At 48.3% G+C, this 18,898-nt stretch carries 16 protein-coding genes; 12 read left to right on the top strand and 4 right to left on the bottom strand.

The window, feature by feature from the left end; all coding sequences use genetic code 11:
* The first annotated feature begins 7 nt into the window (after positions 1–7).
* The 5 genes from AB6805_RS18735 (at position 8) to AB6805_RS18715 (ending at position 5,631) form a co-directional block, all read left to right on the top strand.
* Positions 8–1,240: a DcaP family trimeric outer membrane transporter gene (locus AB6805_RS18735; RefSeq protein WP_370910975.1), complete on the top strand. Its 1,233-nt coding sequence runs from the start codon at positions 8–10 to the stop codon at positions 1,238–1,240.
* Positions 1,241–1,407: 167 nt separating this feature from the next.
* Entirely contained in the window at positions 1,408–2,364 is a 957-nt protein-coding gene (locus AB6805_RS18730) for a DnaJ C-terminal domain-containing protein (RefSeq protein WP_370910974.1), read from the top strand.
* Positions 2,357–2,704 (top strand): hypothetical protein, encoded by a 348-nt coding sequence (locus AB6805_RS18725; RefSeq protein WP_370910973.1) that lies wholly within the window; start codon positions 2,357–2,359, stop codon positions 2,702–2,704. Before AB6805_RS18730 ends, AB6805_RS18725 begins: the two co-directional genes overlap by 8 nt.
* Positions 2,701–4,122: a DHA2 family efflux MFS transporter permease subunit gene (locus tag AB6805_RS18720; protein ID WP_370910972.1), complete on the top strand. Its 1,422-nt coding sequence runs from the start codon at positions 2,701–2,703 to the stop codon at positions 4,120–4,122. Before AB6805_RS18725 ends, AB6805_RS18720 begins: the two co-directional genes overlap by 4 nt.
* 51 nt (positions 4,123–4,173) lie before the next feature.
* Complete coding sequence (locus tag AB6805_RS18715) at positions 4,174–5,631, top strand: ATP-binding protein (protein WP_370910971.1); 1,458 nt, start codon at positions 4,174–4,176, stop codon at positions 5,629–5,631.
* A 45-nt stretch (positions 5,632–5,676) separates the two neighbouring features.
* On the opposite strand, the gene AB6805_RS18710 is transcribed toward AB6805_RS18715, so the two are convergent.
* Positions 5,677–6,513 (bottom strand): S1 RNA-binding domain-containing protein, encoded by an 837-nt coding sequence (locus AB6805_RS18710; RefSeq protein WP_370910970.1) that lies wholly within the window; start codon positions 6,511–6,513, stop codon positions 5,677–5,679.
* 144 nt (positions 6,514–6,657) lie between these two features.
* Between AB6805_RS18710 and AB6805_RS18705 the strand changes: the two genes are divergently transcribed.
* Both AB6805_RS18705 and AB6805_RS18700 read left to right on the top strand, forming a co-directional pair.
* Positions 6,658–7,494, top strand: coding sequence for a sulfite exporter TauE/SafE family protein (locus AB6805_RS18705; RefSeq protein WP_370910969.1), 837 nt, complete (start codon positions 6,658–6,660; stop codon positions 7,492–7,494).
* Between the two features lie 2 nt (positions 7,495–7,496).
* Positions 7,497–7,892, top strand: a complete 396-nt coding sequence (locus tag AB6805_RS18700; RefSeq protein ID WP_370910968.1) for a DUF1634 domain-containing protein — start codon at positions 7,497–7,499, stop codon at positions 7,890–7,892.
* 236 nt (positions 7,893–8,128) lie between these two features.
* On the opposite strand, the gene AB6805_RS18695 is transcribed toward AB6805_RS18700, so the two are convergent.
* Positions 8,129–9,490 carry an alpha-L-fucosidase gene (locus AB6805_RS18695; protein ID WP_370910967.1) on the bottom strand — a complete coding sequence of 454 codons (1,362 nt, stop codon included), beginning with the start codon at positions 9,488–9,490 and terminating at the stop codon, positions 8,129–8,131.
* Positions 9,491–9,701: 211 nt separating this feature from the next.
* Positions 9,702–11,219, bottom strand: coding sequence for a malate:quinone oxidoreductase (locus tag AB6805_RS18690; RefSeq protein ID WP_370910966.1), 1,518 nt, complete (start codon positions 11,217–11,219; stop codon positions 9,702–9,704).
* Between the two features lie 212 nt (positions 11,220–11,431).
* Here AB6805_RS18690 and AB6805_RS18685 point away from each other — a divergent pair, with 212 nt between their 5' ends.
* Together AB6805_RS18685 and AB6805_RS18680 are read left to right on the top strand one after the other, a co-directional pair.
* The gene (locus AB6805_RS18685) at positions 11,432–12,259 is read left to right on the top strand and encodes a metallophosphoesterase (RefSeq protein ID WP_370910965.1); all 828 of its coding nucleotides are present in this window, start codon (positions 11,432–11,434) and stop codon (positions 12,257–12,259) included.
* A 39-nt stretch (positions 12,260–12,298) separates the two neighbouring features.
* Positions 12,299–12,937 (top strand): SMI1/KNR4 family protein, encoded by a 639-nt coding sequence (locus AB6805_RS18680; RefSeq protein ID WP_370910964.1) that lies wholly within the window; start codon positions 12,299–12,301, stop codon positions 12,935–12,937.
* 55 nt (positions 12,938–12,992) lie between these two features.
* On the opposite strand, the gene AB6805_RS18675 is transcribed toward AB6805_RS18680, so the two are convergent.
* The gene (locus tag AB6805_RS18675; RefSeq protein ID WP_079469530.1) at positions 12,993–13,388 is read right to left on the bottom strand and encodes an SRPBCC domain-containing protein; all 396 of its coding nucleotides are present in this window, start codon (positions 13,386–13,388) and stop codon (positions 12,993–12,995) included.
* A 58-nt stretch (positions 13,389–13,446) separates the two neighbouring features.
* Here AB6805_RS18675 and AB6805_RS18670 point away from each other — a divergent pair, with 58 nt between their 5' ends.
* The 3 genes from AB6805_RS18670 (at position 13,447) to AB6805_RS18660 (ending at position 18,891) form a co-directional block, all read left to right on the top strand.
* Entirely contained in the window at positions 13,447–13,815 is a 369-nt protein-coding gene (locus AB6805_RS18670; RefSeq protein WP_370910963.1) for a hypothetical protein, read from the top strand.
* A gap of 139 nt (positions 13,816–13,954) precedes the next feature.
* Complete coding sequence (locus tag AB6805_RS18665) at positions 13,955–16,339, top strand: ABC transporter permease (RefSeq protein WP_370910962.1); 2,385 nt, start codon at positions 13,955–13,957, stop codon at positions 16,337–16,339.
* 65 nt (positions 16,340–16,404) lie between these two features.
* Positions 16,405–18,891: a glycoside hydrolase family 9 protein gene (locus AB6805_RS18660; protein WP_370910961.1), complete on the top strand. Its 2,487-nt coding sequence runs from the start codon at positions 16,405–16,407 to the stop codon at positions 18,889–18,891.
* The last annotated feature ends 7 nt before the right edge of the window (positions 18,892–18,898 follow it).

Genomic DNA, 18,898 nt, shown 5'->3' with positions numbered 1-18,898 from the left:
ATCATAAATGAGATACACCGTGACAGATACCCCTACCCGTTATTTACGTTTGGTCGTTTACGTTATATCCATTCTTTTGTGGGCGGCGCAGGCGCATGCACAAACAGATACTGCTGAAAACGGAAAGGGACTTACCCGTAATATGATTGAGGGCGGGAAAACGCAGGGCTTTCTTTTTACGGATGTAAAGGGCATCCGGCTGCAGTTCAGCGGGTATGTGCAGGCAGATTTTATCCACGACTTCAGCGAAATCGGCAACATACATGCCATGCAGCCATCTACCATCACGGTGCCCACGTTGAGTGATGGCAACACGGCCTTTACCATACGGCAGTCCCGTTTTGCTTTTTCTGCCTTTGGTGTTCCGGACGCTAAAGGACGCACATTGAAAGCCGTGCTGGAATTTGATCTGTGGGGTAATTTATCCGGTGCGCCAAGATTGCGGCATGCTTATATTCAACACGGCAAATGGATCTTCGGTCAGTATTGGAGCAACTTTATGGATGGTGATAACTGGCCTAACATCATGGATTACTGGGGCCCCAATTCCTATGTATGGACACGCCAGGTACAGCTGCGCTTTACACAGGCCATATCTGAATCAATGACTTTCTCCGTTTCTGCAGAACAACCCGGTGGCGATATTTCCATTCCTTCCACCTGGAGCAGCAAAACCATCTACCCGGATGTAACAGCCGCTTTTCAGAAAAACTTTGGAAAAAAGAATGCCAGCCATGTACGGCTGTCCGGCCTGCTGCACCCGATCGATTACAAAAACAGTGACGCAGATACGAAAACAAGTATAGGCGGCGCCTTTAATATCTCCGGAAATATTAATCTCGCTAAAAACGATGATGTGAAATTCCAGTTTGCTTATGGCAGCGGCTATGCAAAATACAGCGAAGATATCAGCGGGCAGGGATACGACGGATATGCAACGGCAGATGATAAAAGCATCAGCAATATCAGCATGCTGGCTACCTGGCTGTACTTCGATCATTTCTGGACAAAGAGTCTCGGATCTACTCTCGGCTATGGTTACCTGCAACTGAACACGCCGGATCTCGATATGCCCGTAGGCACACTGAAAGCAACGCACTACGGTTCTTTTAACACCACTTATTATTTCACTTCTTTCTTTAAAATAGCCGGCGAAGTACTGTATGGGAAAAGGGTGAATACGGATGATCATTCCGGCGATGATATCCGCGCTCAGTTCAGCGCATTCTTCAAATTCTGATCATCTGCATAAAAATAGAACGCTGTAGTTGCGCTTCCCCAGCTGACCATCCTGCCGGACGGCGGCGTAAGTCCCTGCTGGCTATGCTGTGGCTGTTTACCCGTTATTTTTCCCCGTTAATTCGTAAATTCATAAAACAAGTTATCACCTTAACATGTTTTAGAGCTATGGACGTAAAGGATTATTATAAGATTTTGGGGATAGAGAAAACGGCAACAGCTGAACAGATTAAAAAAGCCTACCGTAAACTGGCGGTGAAGTATCATCCGGACAAGAATCCCGATGATAAAGCCGCTGAAGATAAATTCAAAGAGATCAATGAAGCCTATGAGGTGCTGAGTGACGCTGAAAAGCGTAAGAAGTACGACCAGTTTGGCGAAAACTACAAATATTACGAGCAGCACGGAGGCCGGCCGGAAGACTACGACTGGTCGCAGTACGGTGGTGGCGGCGGGCAGCGCCGCACCTACTCTTATGGCAGCGGGGATATGGATGATATGTTCGGCGGTGGTGAAGGTAACTTCTCCGATTTCTTTGAACAGCTTTTTGGCAGCCGGTTTTCAGGCGCCGGCGGTGGCCGCCGGCAGCAGCAGGGCCCTGGCAGGGGCCGCGATGTGCAGGCAACCATGGAAGTATCCCTGGAGGATGCTTATACCGGCGCTACCCGGCAGGTAGAAGTAGGTGGCAGCAGGCTTAATATCAAGCTGAAGCCGGGACTGTACGAAGGCCAGGTGATCCGGTTAAAGGGAAAAGGGAACCCCGGCCGCAAAGGCGGGGAGAACGGCGACCTGCTCATTACGGTACAACTGGCGCCAAACCCGCAATACGAACTGAAAGGAAAAGATATTTATACAGATCTGGCAGTGCCTTTGTATACTGCCGTATTGGGAGGAAAGCTGACCGTAAACACACCGGGCGCTTCCCTGAATATGAATATTCCGGCCGGAACAGATAGCGGCAAGGTTTTTCGGTTAAAAGGCAAGGGGATGCCCGCTTACGACAACAGCGGAACTGCCGGGGATCTATACCTCAAAGCAATGGTACATATACCGGCAAAGCTATCCGACAAGGAAAAAGAATTGTTTCAGCAACTTTCACAATTAAATGAGAATGGCCATGCTTAAACTTTTTGATTATCTGGAAGAAGTGATTTCCACAGAACGGATTTCACAACTCAATAACCCACGCCTGCTGTATACCGCCAGCGAAATTATGCAGGAAATGGGATATGGCCAGTCGGGCATGGAACAGGAGCCGCTCGACAGGGCCATGCATGCGTGTGCCGCCCTGAACATCCCGGTGGACTATAATTTCAAGAAAGTATACTGCTTCCGGGATGGGGAACTTACCACCGACTGGCAGTTATCGGAACTGGCTACTTACCTGTTCATGATTAATTGTAATCCGCTGAATCCTTTTGTGGCGAAAGCCCAGCTGATATTTATGATGAAAGACCGGGTATGAGAGATATCAACCGGACAGGCATCCTCATAGTAGTGATCATGGGCACCACTATGGCGGGAATAGACTCCAGCATTGTTAATATATCCCTTCCCGTTATGAGCAGGCAGTTTAACTGTACGCTCGACGAGATTGAATGGGTGATTACCGTATACATGCTCAGTTTTTCCGTACTGATGCCACTCACCAACTGGCTGAAAAACAGGATTGGCTTTTTCAATCTCTATATTGGCGCCATCTCCCTTTTTACCCTGGGATCTTTAATGTGCGCCTTGTCGACCAGCCTGGACAGCCTGCTCACCGCCCGGGTGATCCAGGCGCTGGGAGGCGGCGCTATGGCGCCTACCTCTATGGCTATCATTTCTTACGTGTTCCCCGCCAGGGTGCGGGGCACTGTGCTCGGATGGTGGGGACTTGGTAACCTGGTGGGGCCTGCCATGGGGCCCACGCTGGGAGGGATACTCACTGAAAAGTTCGGGTGGCCTTCTATATTTTATATCAATCTTCCCATCGGTATCCTTACGGTGATCCTCGCTTTCCGTTACCTGGATGTACTGCGGAAGCAGCCTAAGCTGAAACTGCCATTTGATCTTACCGGTTTTGTAATGCTCACCATATTCCTGGTTTGCCTGCAATATGGTGTGGCACGGGCAGAAGTAGTAGGGATCACTTCTCCCGAAATACTGACTACACTGGGTGTGGCCCTGATTGCGTTTGCTGTTTTTATCTGGATAGACAAACATAAAAAAGAGCCGATCATTAACCTGGATCTCTTTGCCAATTATTCTTTTGTGAGTTGTATCCTCGTAACTATTTCGAGGTCGGCTGCGCTGTTCGGCGGCTTATTCCTGATGCCGTTCCTGTTGCAGGAACAGATGGGTTTTTCAGAAGGGATGTCGGGGTTGCTGATACTCCCCAATTCCGTATTTATGGCGGCGATGATGCCTTTTGCCGGGCGCTGGTCCGATAAACACGGCTCCCGGGAGATATCTATGCTGGGAATTGCGTTGCTGGCGGTATCCATGTACCTGTTTGCCCTGTTGGATAAAGGCAGTACTATTTCCGGCGTGATCATCACCATGACAGTGAGAGGGTTGGGCATGGGGCTTTTGCTCGCCCCGCTCAATGCCGCAACATTAAGCGCAGTACGGCCAAGCGAAGTAACAATGGCCTCATCTATCAGCACCCTGATGCAACAGGTGGGCGGCGCCATAGGCATTGCAGTGCTGGCCATTGTAACCCAGGCTGCCTACAATAAACATGTACTGGCCGGACAGGAAGGCCACTATGCCCATCACCTGGCGCTGAAGCAGGGTTTTCATATTTCCCTGTTTATCCTGTTGATAACCCTGATACCAGCCTGGTTCCTTCCGCGCCGGAACGTGGTATTAAAAGATTCAGATGTCCACATTGATACCTGACTTTTTTAGTGCATGATTATTGAAGAGGATAGGTTAACTTTTCCGGCATTTATGATAACAAATGGTAAGAAGCACATATTGATGATCGACGATGACGAAGATGATTTTTTCCTTGTAAACTCTTTACTACAGGATATTTCGCCCGATCAATACGTTTTGCAGTGGGTTTCTTCCTACAAAGAAGGGTTGTTGGCAATTGAAGCACGCGCACACGATCTTTACCTGGTAGATTATCGCCTTGGCGCTCATACAGGTATTGATGTGTTGCATCATTTCCGCAACCTGGGATATAAAGCCCCCGTTATTTTATTTACCGGGAAGGGCGATTATCATATAGACAAGGAAGCCATGCTGGCCGGTGCGTCTGATTACCTGGTAAAAAGCGAGATCAACGCAGCCTTGCTGGAAAGGGCGATTCGTTATACCCTCGATAAATTCAGCCACCTCCTGGCCATTGAAAAAAGTGAAAAACGCTATTTCAGCATCTTCGAAAAATCCAATGATCTCATCCTGCTGGCAGACTGTGAGCACAAAATTGTAGCGGCTAACCCGGCTGCACTTAATGTATTAAAGTATGAGGAAGCAGAGCTGTACAGCAGCCATCTCCAGGGCCTGTTTGCGGAAGAAGGAGTGATCAACGCTTTCCTTGACCAGCTGTGCAGCGATGAAGGTGTGGTGCAAAAGGAATATATATTCCGCAGCAAATTGGGTCAACAGCTCGATGTAATGATCAACGCTTCGCTGCTGGATGAAAAAAAGCAGTTATACCTGTGCATTATCCAGGATATCACCGCCCGCAAACGGAAGGAAAGGGAAAAGCAGCAACAGGAAAAATTCGCGATTACCGGGCGCATTGCCCGCCTGATAGCGCATGAAGTCCGTAACCCGCTGACCAACATCCTGCTGGCGGTTTCCCAGCTTAAAACGGAACCGGTGGCCGAAACAGAAGATACCACCTTATACCTGGATATTATGGAGCGCAACTGCCATCGTATCAATCACCTGGTCACCGAATTACTGCAGTCCACCCGGATGTCGGAGCTGAATATGCTGCCACTGGGACTGAATATGCTGGTGGAAAAAGCGCTGCATCTTGCGGACGACAGGTTGCAGTTAAGCAACGTTAACGTGGTAAAGGAAATGTGCGATCCGGATTGTATGATCCTGGCGGATGAAGACAAGATCCTCATCGCTTTTCTGAACATTATTATCAATGGCATTGAAGCCATGAAAGCCGGGGAAGGAAAACTTACCATCAATACATGGAAAGACGCGGAGAAAGTATTTATTCGTATAACCGATAACGGTAGTGGCATTTCCCCGCAGAACCTGGCGAAACTTTTTGAGCCCTTTTTTACCAACAAAACAAAAGGAACGGGATTGGGATTAACGGCTACCCAGAATATTATACTTCAGCATAAGGGTACCATTGCAGTAGATAGTATATTGGGAGAAGGGACTACTTTCCTGATAAGTTTTCCTATTGACGGAGAAAGCCAGAGTGAATAAACTACCGGCCGGTAAATGCTTTACAGCACTTACCGGCCGTTGATATTATTTATCCTCTTCTTCTGCTTTGATGCCTGTTTGTGTAAACACGATCTTCCGTTGCTTGTACAGGTTGCCAATGGTCATTTTGAATGTTTTCTTGCTCATCCCAAAGAACTCCTGTATCTCTTCCGGTGTCGATTTATCATGATACGGCAGGTAGCCATTGTTTTCCTGCAGTAACCGCATTATTTTCTCTGACTCGTCTTCTACTTTATTAAATCCGGGTTTACCCAGGATTACATCTATTTTATCGTCTTTAATCTGGCGGATGAAGCCAGGTAATTTATCACCGATTTCAATGGTCCGGAATATTTCGTTGTGATGCAGGATACCGGTATGCAGGTTGTTGATGATCACCACGTAGCCGATGTCGGTACGGCGGTAAATCACCAGGTTTACCTGGTCTTTTTCCTGTACGGTGAGGTTTTCATTGCTGAGGTAGCGGTCAATTTTCTCTGTGGCAGCAAGGCGGCCGGTCAGCTCATCGATGTATATTTTTACCAGGTATTCCTGTCCCGGCGCCATGCGGGTAAGCTGTTGGGAAGAGGCCACAAACAGGTCTTTCATCAGTCCCCAGTCCAGGAAAGCGCCCTGTTTGGTAACGCTTACCGCTTTCAGCATCACAATATCCCCTGCAATCCCGTAGGGGCGTTGGGTAGTGGCAATCAGGCGGTTTTCGGAATCATGGTAAAGAAATACTTCCAGTTCATCGCCTACACGGGTACCGTCGGGTACAAACCTTGTGGGTAGCAGGATCTCCTGTTCTACGCCTTCGAGGTACACACCAAAATCAGCTTCTTTTTTCACCCTTAACAGGTTGTATTCACCCACCTTTATCATAAAAAACGATTAATTGTCAGGCTGCAAGTTACTTATAGATTGCCGGATTGCGAGAATCATATTCTGCTTACTTTTGTAAGCATCAGATACCGGGCAGTATTGGTAATTCCCGGGTATCCGGTCTAAAACCAACCAAACTATCTTATGACGATTTTATTATTCACCCTGATCCTCCTCGGCGGGGCCTTTTTGGCTGGGCTGCTGGGATCGCTGACCGGCTTAGGCGGCGGCGTTGTGATCATCCCGTTGCTAACCCTGGTATTTCATACCGATATCCGGTATGCCATTGGTACCGCTTTGGTAGCCTCCATTGCCACTTCTTCCGGCTCGGCGGCTGCTTATGTAAAGGAGGGCATTACCAATATCCGGCTGGGCATGTTCCTGGAAATAGCCACAACCACGGGCGCCGTTGTGGGCGCACTGATAGCCGTATATATGCCCACCAATATCGTAGCCATTATTTTCGGACTGGTCCTTATTTTCTCGTCCGTGATGTCTTTCCGTAAGAAAATGGAGTTTCCGGCAGGTCATAGCGACAGCAAAGCAGCGGAGCAGCTACGGCTCAACGGAACTTATCCCTCCGACGGTGAGATGGTCAATTACAAAGTGCATCACGTACCGGGCGGCTATTTTATGATGACCTTCGCCGGCATCATGTCCGGGTTGCTGGGCATCGGCTCCGGCGCGCTGAAAGTGATGGCAATGGACAATATTATGCGTATTCCTTTTAAGGTGTCTACTACTACCAGCAACTTTATGATCGGCGTTACCGCCGCTGCCAGTGCGGTGGTATACCTGCAACGGGGATATATTTCTCCGGGTTTATGTATGCCGGTAGTACTGGGTGTGCTGGCCGGCGCCTTTGCAGGCTCCCGCTTGCTGACACGTGCCAATGTGAAAGGACTGCGTATAGTCTTTAGCGTAGTAATCGGATTACTGGCCTTACAGATGATCTATAATGGGATAACCGGAAAATTATAACTATGAAACAGGCACTCGCAAAGTACTTCCGGGATAAGGATATCCAGCAGCTCATCGGCAAACAACTGCGTATAGGCGTAATTGTTTCCAGCATCATCGTATTTATTGGTGGTGTCATTTACCTCGTCCGTCATGGTCATGAACACCCTTCCTATGGCGACTTTACCGGTGTAAGAGAAGGTTTAGCCAACCTGCCCGGCATCTGGCAGGGTGTAATGGAAAATAAAGGCATGAACATCATCCAGCTGGGCATCGTATTATTGATTGCCACACCCATCATCCGTATAGCCTTTTCCGTTATCGCCTTTTTAATCGAGAAGGACTACCTGTACGTAGGCATCACACTCCTGGTACTGGGCATCATCCTGTTCAGCATGCTGGGCGGATTAGCGGGGTGAGCGGAGTTTGTCTTTCTCAGGATTACGCTGATTATACTGATTTTTGGGATTTTGTTTTTTTTGATTTTATAAAGGATTGGGGGAGATATCAGCGAATATTTTAAAGATTAGGGAAGATAAAAGCAAAATATCCGCTGCTGTCTTCCCTGATCTTTAAAAATCAAAAAACAAAATCAAAAAAAACAAAATCCCAAAAATCAGTATAATCAGCGTAATCCTGAGAAAGACAACCTTCGCTACAGGGTTACCGCGATCACCGCGTCAATAGGGTCCGGTGCCGTTGCGGGAACGGAGATCACGAGGTCCTCTGCGTTGCCGGTGGTGGAGAGTTGCTGGCCGTTTGACAGCAGGCGGGCGCTGTTTACTTTTCCTTTTATACCAGGAACATACAGCTTACCATCGGTTGGCCAGTTGAAAACGTGCAGGTATAGCGTGGTGGTGGCTCCTTTTATTTTTTGGGTGCAGCGGCCCCATTCCAGGGGTGGCAGCGGGCTGCCTTGTGTGCCGTATATGGAGGCGCCATTTACTTTCATCCATTGGCCAATTCCTTTCAGGGCAGCAAGACTACCCTCAGGGAATTGTCCCAGCGCATCAGGGCCTACGTTGAGGAGGTAGTTGCCGTTTTTGGAGGCGATGTCTGCCAGGTTTCGTATAAGCGTTTCCGTGCTTTTCCATTTTTGGTCGTAGTCTTTATATCCCCAGGTGCCGTTCATGGTCATGCAGGTTTCCCAATCCCTGCCATCCAGCTCCGACTGGTTGGGAATCTTTTGTTCCGGTGTTTTATAATCGCCGGGGAAGTTGGGTCTTTTTAAGCGGTCGTTTGTAATGATATTGGGTTGCAGCTTCAGCACATCCTGTAGTTGCTGTGCGTATTCGTCGGTCATATTGGTAGGGGTGTCCCACCACAGCACGGCTACTTCGCCGTAGTTGGTGAGGAGTTCTTTTACCTGGGGTACGGCTACTTTAGTGATGTAGTCCGACATGGTAGCGGAGGTTTGCAAAGGGTCCCAGTGGCCGGTGTGTGCCTGGGTATAAGCATCTATTTTGGCAGAATCGGGGTTGGGCCAGCCTTCGGTGGCTACTTTGCGGGCCGCGGCACCACCGGGGTTGTTCCAGTCCTGCGCCTGGGAATAATAGAAGCCGAGTTTGATGCCGTATTTCTTGCAGGCGGCAGCCAGCGGCTTCAGTACATCTTTACCATAAGGAGTGGCATCCACAATATTCCATTTGCTGGCGGCAGATTTGAACATAGCAAAGCCGTCGTGGTGCTTGGCGGTGATCACGATATACTTCATACCGGCGTCCCTGGCTGTTTTTACCCAGGTGTCGGCGTTGTATTTAACGGGATTGAATTGTTTAGCGTATTGCTGGTATTCCAGTACCGGTATTTTGCCACGGTTCATGATCCATTCGCCGCCGCGGCCTACCTGGTGGCCTTTGTAGTTGCCGGCCAGTACGGCATAGTCGCCCCAGTGGATAAACATGCCAAAGCGGGCTTCGCGCCACCATTGCATGCGCTGGTCGCGGGTAAGGGTGTTCTGTGCGTGAAGAGAAGCTGCGGATAACAGCACCATCAGGAATAGCGTGAGTTTTTTCATAAACGTCATGTGGAAAGTATTGTCGGTTATGCAAACGATTGCAAAAAGGGTTTAAAAATAAGCGCTTATCGCGCCGATCTTTACTCAATTCACATAAATGTCTATAAAAAAACTGGTCCGGAATGGGATGATTTTACCGGAAGCTGGTATTTTTTTAGTTGGATATTTTATTCCGGGAGAAGGAATAAAATATCCAACTATTGGAGGAATATTATTGCGCCATTTCCATTTCGCCGAGTTCCAGCACCTGGGTAGTCCAGGTACGCAGCTCATCGCAGAGGGCAGGGTTATTCAGGAGCGACTGTCCGTAGGACGGGATCATTTTCTTCAGTTTGATCTGCCATGCTTCGGTTTCAACGTCTTCGTTAAAGCAACGTTTCAGCAGGTTCAGCATGATGGATACTGCGGTAGATGCACCGGGAGAAGCGCCCAGCAGCGCTGCAATGGAGCCATCGGCAGCACTTACCACTTCGGTACCAAATTCCAGGATACCGCCATGTTCAGGATCCTTCTTAATCACTTGTACACGCTGTCCGGCAATTTCAAGTTCCCAGTCTTCCATTTTAGCTTCGGGGAAATATTCCCTTAACGCCTCCAGCCTGTCTTCCGGCTTCTGTCTTACCTGTGCAATCAGGTATTTGGTCAGCGGAATATTATCCAAGCCGGCAGACACCATTGGTACAATGTTGTTGGCTTTGATAGATAAAGGCAGGTCCATGAAAGAACCATTCTTCAGGAACTTGGTGGAGAATCCCGCATAAGGGCCAAACAGCAAAGCTCTTTGTCCGTCTATCATGCGGGTATCGAGATGCGGCACCGACATAGGAGGCGCGCCTACAGAGGCTTTGCCATATACTTTTGCACGGTGCTGTTCAATTATTTCAGGATTATTGCAACGCAGCCATTGTCCGCTTACCGGGAAACCGCCGAAACCCTTTCCTTCCGGAATGTCCGACTTTTCCAGCAACGGCAGGGAACCGCCGCCGGCGCCAATGAATACGAATTTAGTGTTGATGGATTGTCTTTCGCGTGTACCACGGTTTTTCACCTTGATGGTCCAGCTGCCGTCGTCTTCTTTTTTAAAGTCGCGCACATCATGGTTGAAGTGCATGCTTACACCATCCATTTTTGCGAGATGGTTAAATAAAGCACGGGTTAATGCGCCAAAGTTTACGTCTGTACCCATTTCCATATGGGTAGCCGCTACTTTCTGGGAGGCATCGCGGCCTTTCATTACCAGGGGCATCCAGTTTTTCAGCTTTTCCGGATCTTCAGAATACTCCATCGTTTTAAACAGATGGCACTGTTGCAGGGCATTGTAGCGCTTTCTGAGGTAATCCACATTCTCTTCTCCCCAAACAAAACTCATGTGGGGAACAGCCTGTATAAAATTGTGCGGATTGGAAATGATGTTATTTTCTACCAAGTAGGACCAGAACTGGCGGGATACTTCAAATTGCTCTGCAATGTTCACCGCTTTTTTAATGTCTACTGATCCATCCTGTTTCTGTGGCGTGTAGTTCAACTCGCAAAATGCAGAGTGTCCTGTGCCCGCATTGTTCCATGCATCGGAACTTTCTGCAGCTGCCACATCCAGTCGTTCAAAAATTGCAATGGTTAACTCAGGTTCCAGCTCTTTGAGGAGCATTCCAAGTGTTGCGCTCATGATCCCGGCGCCGATTAAAACCACATCCGGACCTGTTCCAGCTGTACTCTTGCTTCTAAACATAACCCCATTTTTATTCGAGGTGCAAAGTTACAATCAAAACACTTATGCAGGGAGAATAAATTGATCGTTTACTACACTTTAACAATATTATTACAATTCTTTCTGAACGGATTGAAAGTTTTGAATTTCTCGTTGCGTATATATAAATTTATATTTTGGTTAAGCATTTGGCAATGAAATAATTGACTGCCCGGAAAGTTTATTTTTATTTTATGATGAACAGACGCCTGTTTTTAAAAGGAGTATCCGCAGCAGTAGTGATTTCTGCCTGCGGCAAAATAGTTAACGCCGTAACGCCCCGGCACTTCGACAGTAAAACCGTTTTCCGCTTCGCGGTGGGGTCCGATTGGCACTACGGCGAGCCTAAAACCAATTACGACCAGTATTTCCTGGATCTGCAAACCGCTTTTAACCAATACCAGCATCAATATCCCTGCGAATTTTTTACGCTCAACGGGGATATTATTCACAACGATCCTGCCCTGTTGCTGCCTGCCGCCGCCAAACTGAAGCAATTGCATCCCAAACTGCTGGTTACCCACGGTAACCACGACATGGTGCCGGCCGCCGCCTGGGAACAGGCCTGGGGAATGCCACTCAACCACGATGTCGTAATGGGCAACCATGTTATCCTCCTTGGCAACACCGCTGATGAGAAAGGAAAATACATCTGCCCCGATGTTGATTGGTTCACACAAAAGCTCGAACAATATAAAACAGCTCAAAATATATTCATCTTCTTACATATTACCCCGGTAAAATGGACAGATAACGGGCTGGATTGCCAGGATTTTCAACAGCTCATCCGGAAGTATCCGAATATCAGGGCCATCTTCAACGGGCATGACCATGACCAGGACAGCGTAAAAATGCTCGATAACTGCCCCATCCCATTCCTGTTCGATGGTCATGTAGGGGGGAGCTGGGGAGTTGGCTATCACGGTTTCCGGGTGGTGGAGTTAAAGGAAGACGGCAGCCTGCTCTCTTTTATTATGAACCCGCTGAAAAGACAGAACGAAAGGGTTTTTCCGAAAGTTTAGCTATTTTGCCGGTCCAATCGGGATGCTAAAAGAAAATCTATGCTGGAGGAACTTGAAAAAGACTACGGATTTACCTATCCTACGCTCTATAAACAATTATATAAGGATGGTATGCTGAACTGGGGTGAGTTTGGGGAAGACTGGCTGGATAAAGTATACCCTGCTATTAAAACTGCACCGCCTTTACTGCTATACGCCAACGATCTCGAAATAATGGCCCTGCCCACGGTGGATGAAGAAATGGACGAAGGACTGCTCTTTGCGGATCCTGTACATCAATTCGTTCCCTTTGCCATGAGCGGCGCCGGCGATTGGTTCGCTTTTTACTTCAACCTGCAAAACGGCGACGATGTGCCCATTGTACAGGTGTTTCATGATTCCAATGAAGCCTGCATCCTGGCTAAAAACCTGCAGGACTTTATTTTTTTACAAATGCTGGAAGCAGTAACAGACCTGGATCCCAGGAACCCTTCGCTGATTGCACATGGTAACATGAAAGAAAACTGCAGCAACTTCCTGCGCACACATGCACCTTACCTCACACCACGCCAGGCAGGTATTATAGAGGCAGTATATGATTTTGGAAGATTGACCAATGTGGCCCTGCATGAAATTGTAGAGAAAGAAATGAGCTTTGAATGGCTGGACAGCAGCTTTCCTTACCAGACAAGAGGATAACAAACCGGCTAAAAATGTTGGGGTAAGGTCACATTTTTAGCCGGCCCCGCTTATTTTAATCTTTATAAAAATCTATCAGCGAGCCAAAATACTGCTCATTCCAGCCTGCAATAATATCTTCATAGGCTTCATCCGGAATATTCACATGCTTCAACTCCACATCGGTTCCTTTGGGAGATGGATGCAGTTTGATGGTGACAATGGATGGATTTTCTTCTTCTTCCTCTTCATCGTCCATAAAATACCATTGCTGCACAATCTTTTTGTCCTGCTCAAATTCCAGGTTTTTACCCACAATACTTCCTTCCCATAAAGCGAATTCAGAACCCGGCTCTGTCGACATTTCAGCTACTTCGCCTGTCCACAGCTGAATGGTGGCGGGATTGGTCAGTGCCGCATATACTTCTTCAGGCGGGGCCGCGAGTATAAAATGTTTTTTGTAATCTTTCATGGTTTCAAAGCTACTGAATTGATGAATTATTATTTACTTTTCTATAAAAATTGAGCATATGCAACTAACCAAACTGATCCCGAATATCTTTTATTCGGATATGAATGTGGGTTTGCAGCTATTTGTGGATACGCTGGGCTTTTCTGTGGCTTACCGGGACGACAGCGGAGAACAGCCGTTTTGCATCATCAAGCGGGACAACCTGGTGATTCACCTGATTGAAAGTCATGAATGGGCAATCAAAGACAGGCCGGAAATACGACTCGAAACCGATGATATAGAAGCAGCATATGCACTGGTGAAAGGAAGTCACCCTGAGTTACTACACCCCAATTTACCGGAGATCAAACTCCAACCCTGGGGAGCGCTGGAATTTGCCCTGAGAGATACAGAAGACGTGTGCGTGATTCTCCAGCAGCCTTCCTGATTGTTCATTTCCGGGCATTTGCCGTCCATTTCCGGACAAAAGAAGACGAATACTTCCCTTGTAATCCTTTGTGGATAAGGCCATGCAACTATGGCGGTCTTCTTGTGTCTTTAAGGGCGTCCATCAAATCCGCCTTGCCATGATCAGGAATTATTTGAAAATAGCTTTCAGGAACCTGTTGAAGAACAGGGGCACCTCCTTTATCAACATCTTCGGCTTATCTGCCGGCATGGCGGTAACCATGCTCATAGGACTATGGATCTGGAATGAATTGTCGTACGATAAGTACCACGCTAATTACGATCGTATTGCCCAGGTATGGCAACGGATGTCGAAGGGCGACGAGGCGGGCGCTTTTAATTCAACACCCATTCCCCTGGCAGCTGCTTTGCGGACCTCCTATCCTGATGATTTTAAACAGGTGGTAATTATGGCAGATGGTACACATACCATTGCTGCAGGAGAAAAAAAGTTTACCCGGACCGGTATTTTTTCAGAACCCGGCGGCCCTGAAATGCTTTCCCTGAAAATGCTGAAAGGCACCTATAGCGGCCTGAAAGAACAAGCATCTGTATTCCTGTCTGCCCGGTTAGCAGCAGCTTTGTTTGGCGACAAAGATCCAATGGACCAGCTGGTGAAGATGGACAACAACCGTAACCTCGTGCTGAAAGTAACCGGTGTATATGAAGACCTGCCCGAAAATACTTCTTTCAGTAGCACCGATTATATTGCGCCATGGTCGCTGTTTATAAATAACTGGACCTGGATAGGCGACGCGAGAGACAAGTGGGACTTCAACATGACGAAACTATTTGTGCAGTTGGCAGATAATGCGGATATGGACAAAGTATCAGCAAAAATAAGCCAGGTAGCAACACCGCATTTAACCCTCGAGCCTGGCCTGAAAGAGGAATTATTCCTGCACCCGATGCGTAAGTGGCATTTGTATTCTTCTTTTGAAAATGGCGTGAATACCGGCGGGCAAATACGTTATGTGAAATTATTTGGCCTGATAGGCTTGTTTGTGTTAATGCTGGCCTGTATCAACTTTATGAACCTGAGCACCGCGCGGTCGGAAAAGCGGGCAAAAGAAGTAGGCATCCGTAAGGCCATTGGTTCTATGCGCCGGCAACTGATCTGGCAGTTTTTAAGTGAATCGGTGCTGGTGGCATTCTTCTCTTTTGTGTTATCCATATTGATTGTGTTAATAGTGCTGCCCTGGTTTAACCAGGTAGCCAACAAACATATTGGGGTATTATGGGGCAGCCCGGTGTTCTGGCTCATTGGCCTGGGATTTAGTTTGCTCACCGGCTTACTGGCAGGCAGCTACCCCGCGCTGTATCTATCCTCGTTTCAGCCACTGAAAGTATTGAAAGGCACTTTCCGCGCCGGCCGCTTCGCTGCTGTGCCCCGTAAAGCGCTGATCGTAGTACAGTTCACCGTATCTATTATTTTAATTATCGGCACCATTGTTATTTACCGGCAGATCCAGTTTGCAAAGAACCGTCCTGTGGGTTATACCCGTAACGGCCTGCTTTCCATACAAATGACCACCCCGGAGATCTATAAGAACTATAAGATCATCAAGAATGAACTGGAAGGTTCGGGCATGGTTACCGCTGTATCGGAGTCGCAGGGGCCGCTCACCGACATATGGGCCGGCGCCGGCGGTTACAAGTGGAGAGGACAGCGATCTGACCAGGAGGACGGTTTCGCTGTAATTGGCGGCAGAATGGGTTATGGCAAAACAGTTGACTGGCAGTTTATTGCAGGCCGGGACTTCTCCGAGCAATTTGCTTCCGATTCTATGGGAATAATTTTGAATGAAGCAGCTGCCAAGTACATGGGATTTGATAATGCAGTGGGTGAAATTATACGTAAGGACAGCCTCGAGTATCATGTACTCGGCGTGGTGCATAATATGATCATGGCTTCTCCCTATGAAGAAGTAAGACCAGCTATTTATTACCTGTTGAGTGAACCCGGCAATTTTGTAAACATCCGGATCAACCCGGACGTGACCACTGGTAAAGCAATGGCAGTGATACAGCAGGTAATGCAGAAATATAATCCGGCTGCACCGTTTGAATATAAATTTGCCGACGAAGAATACGCAAAGAAATTCAGTGAAGAAGAACGCATCGGGCAGCTGTCCACCTTCTTCGCTATACTCGCTATCATGATCAGTTGTTTGGGTTTGTTTGGCCTTGCTTCTTACCTCGCAGAGCAGCGTACCAAAGAGATAGGTATCCGTAAAATAATGGGCGCGTCTGTATTCCAGTTGTGGAAAATGTTGTCGAAAGATTTTGTGATACTGGTCAGTATTTCCTGTTGCCTTGCGGTTCCGGTAGCCTGGTATTGCCTTGACAGATGGTTGCTGCAGTACGAATACCACACCACCATCGTGTGGCAGATATTTGTGTTCACCATGTTGGGAGCCTTACTGATAGCGCTGCTCACCGTAAGTTACCAGGCCGCAAAAGCAGCACTGTCGAACCCGGTGAAGAGCCTGCGGGCAGAATAATTTTTCTTTTCCCTGTGCGGTAAAAAAGGTATTTTTATTGAATATCCTCAACCCGCTTTTGAATAATGAAAAACGTCCGGCTGTTTGCGGCATACCTGTTATTCTTATTGTGCATAGCTGCCTGTGGCCATGCACAGGCGCCTGCCGCATGGATACGCATTAACCAGCTCGGCTATCTTCCCGGTGGCGTTAAAGTAGCCGTTTGGGGCGGCAAAGGAAGCATGCAGCCACGCACCTTTCAACTGGTGTCGGCGGTTACCGGTAAAGTTGTTTTTACAGCAGAAACAGGTAAGCCCTTCGGCGCCTACGGACCGTTTGATCAAACCTATCGGCTGGACTTCTCCGCGTATTCATCTCCCGGGAAATATTACCTGAAAACAGACAGTATCATTTCTCCTGAATTTCGTATAGGCGATAACGTGTACGCGCATACGCCGGACTTTTTGCTGCGTTATATGCGGCAGCAGCGAAGCGGATTTAATCCCACGCTCAGGGATTCGTGTCACACGCACGACGGCTACACCATGTACGGTCCTATGCCGGACAGTACGCACATCGATGTAACCGGCGGCTGGCATGATGCCACCGATTACCTCCAGTATGTAACTACTTCTGCCAATGCCACCTTTCACCTGCTGGCAGCTTACCGCGATTTTCCGGGTGTTTTTGGAGATAGCTATTCGGCCAATGGCCTGCCGGGCAGCAATCATATCAGCGATGTACTGGATGAGGCAAAATGGGGCCTCGACTGGCTGTTGAAAATGCATCCGTCGGATAACCTGATGTTTAACCAGTTAGCTGACGACCGCGATCATCATGGTCTTCGCCTGCCCGGTGAAGATAACTTTTATGGCAAAGGCTTTGAACGCCCCGTATATTTTTGCACCGGGGAGCCGCAGGGCCTAAGCAAATACAAAAACAAAAGCACCGGCGTAGCTTCTACGGCAGGAAAGTTTTCCAGCGCATTCGCACTGGGATACGATCTGCTCAAAACAACTGCGCCTACCTATGCGCAGCTGCTGAAAACCCGGGCTTTGTCTGCCTGGAAAATGGGAAGAAAACAACCCGGCGTATGCCAAACAGCATCGGTATTATCGCCCTACATTTATGCAGAAGATAACTGGACCGATGACATGGAGCTGGCCGCTGCACAACTGTACCAGATCACAAAAGAAACGGCATACCAACAGGCGGCCACCGGCTATGCCGCGCAGGAAGAAGTAACACCATGGCTGGGCGCCGATACCGCGCATCATTACCAGTGGTATCCATTCATCAACCTGGGACATTATGCGTTGGCGCAGCAAAGCAACCGTGCAGAAAAGGACCGTCTCACCAGTTATTATGAGACCGGTATCCGGCGGGTGTGGAACAAAGCAAAGCATAATGCTTTTTATCGCGGCATACCATTTATCTGGTGCAGTAATAACCTGACTACCGCCTTTGCCATCCAGTGTTACTGGTACCGGCAACTCAGTCATAAGAATACTTTTGCGGCACTGGAGCAGGCAAACATCGACTGGCTTTTTGGCTGTAATCCCTGGGGCACCAGCATGGTATACGGGTTGCCTGCAAACGGCGATACGCCTGCAGATCCGCACGCCGCCTTCTCCGCTGTTGGCCACTACCCGGTAGATGGCGGACTGGTAGACGGACCTGTATATACCAACATCTACAAAAACCTCATCGGCATCCGGTTGTCGAACCCCGATGAATATGCGGCGTTTCAAAGTGACCTCGCCGTGTATCACGATGATGTTGGCGATTACAGCACCAATGAACCCACCATGGATGGCACGGCTTCCCTGGTGTACCTGCTGGCGGCCAAAGCGCAGGAAGGGGCCGGGAAGCGGCAATACGATCATGGTGGATTAATCCGCGGAGATAGCAGCAAAAAACAATTGACACTTGTTTTCACAGGAGATGAATATGCAGACGGCGCACAGGTAATCCGCAACACATTGCAGCTACAGCACGTGAAAGCTGCATTCTTTTTCACCGGGAAATTTTATCAGCAACCCGCTAACCAGGCACTCATCCGGCAGCTGAAAGCAGACGGGCATTACTTAGGTGCGCATGGCGATCAGCACCTGTTGTATTGCGACTGGCAAAACAGGGATAGTTTGCTGGTTACAAAAACACAGTTCCTCGATGACCTGCAGGCCAATTATAAAAAAATGGCAGCAGCAGGAATTTCAAAAGAAGCTGCTCCCTGGTTTTTGCCTGCGTATGAATGGTACAATGACAGCATCGCTGCATGGACTGCCACAGTGGGTTTGCAGCTGATTAACTTTACACCGGGAACCCGTTCCAATGCAGACTATACCTATCCGGCGCTGGGAAAGCAATACCGTACCTCCGCAGAAATTTATCAATCCATTCTGCAATATGAAGCAAACCGCCCAGGCGGTTTGAATGGCTTCCTGTTGCTGCTGCATATAGGCACGGATCCCCGCAGAACAGATAAATTTTACAAACAGCTGGGGGCATTGATCACGGCGCTGAAGCAGCGGGGATATCATTTCAATCCGCTGGCACAGGTGCTGCAATAACATTAAT

It is taken from the genome of Chitinophaga sp. RCC_12 (assembly GCF_041360695.1).
Taxonomy (GTDB): domain Bacteria; phylum Bacteroidota; class Bacteroidia; order Chitinophagales; family Chitinophagaceae; genus Chitinophaga.
This window is presented reverse-complemented; position numbering and strand designations above follow the sequence as displayed.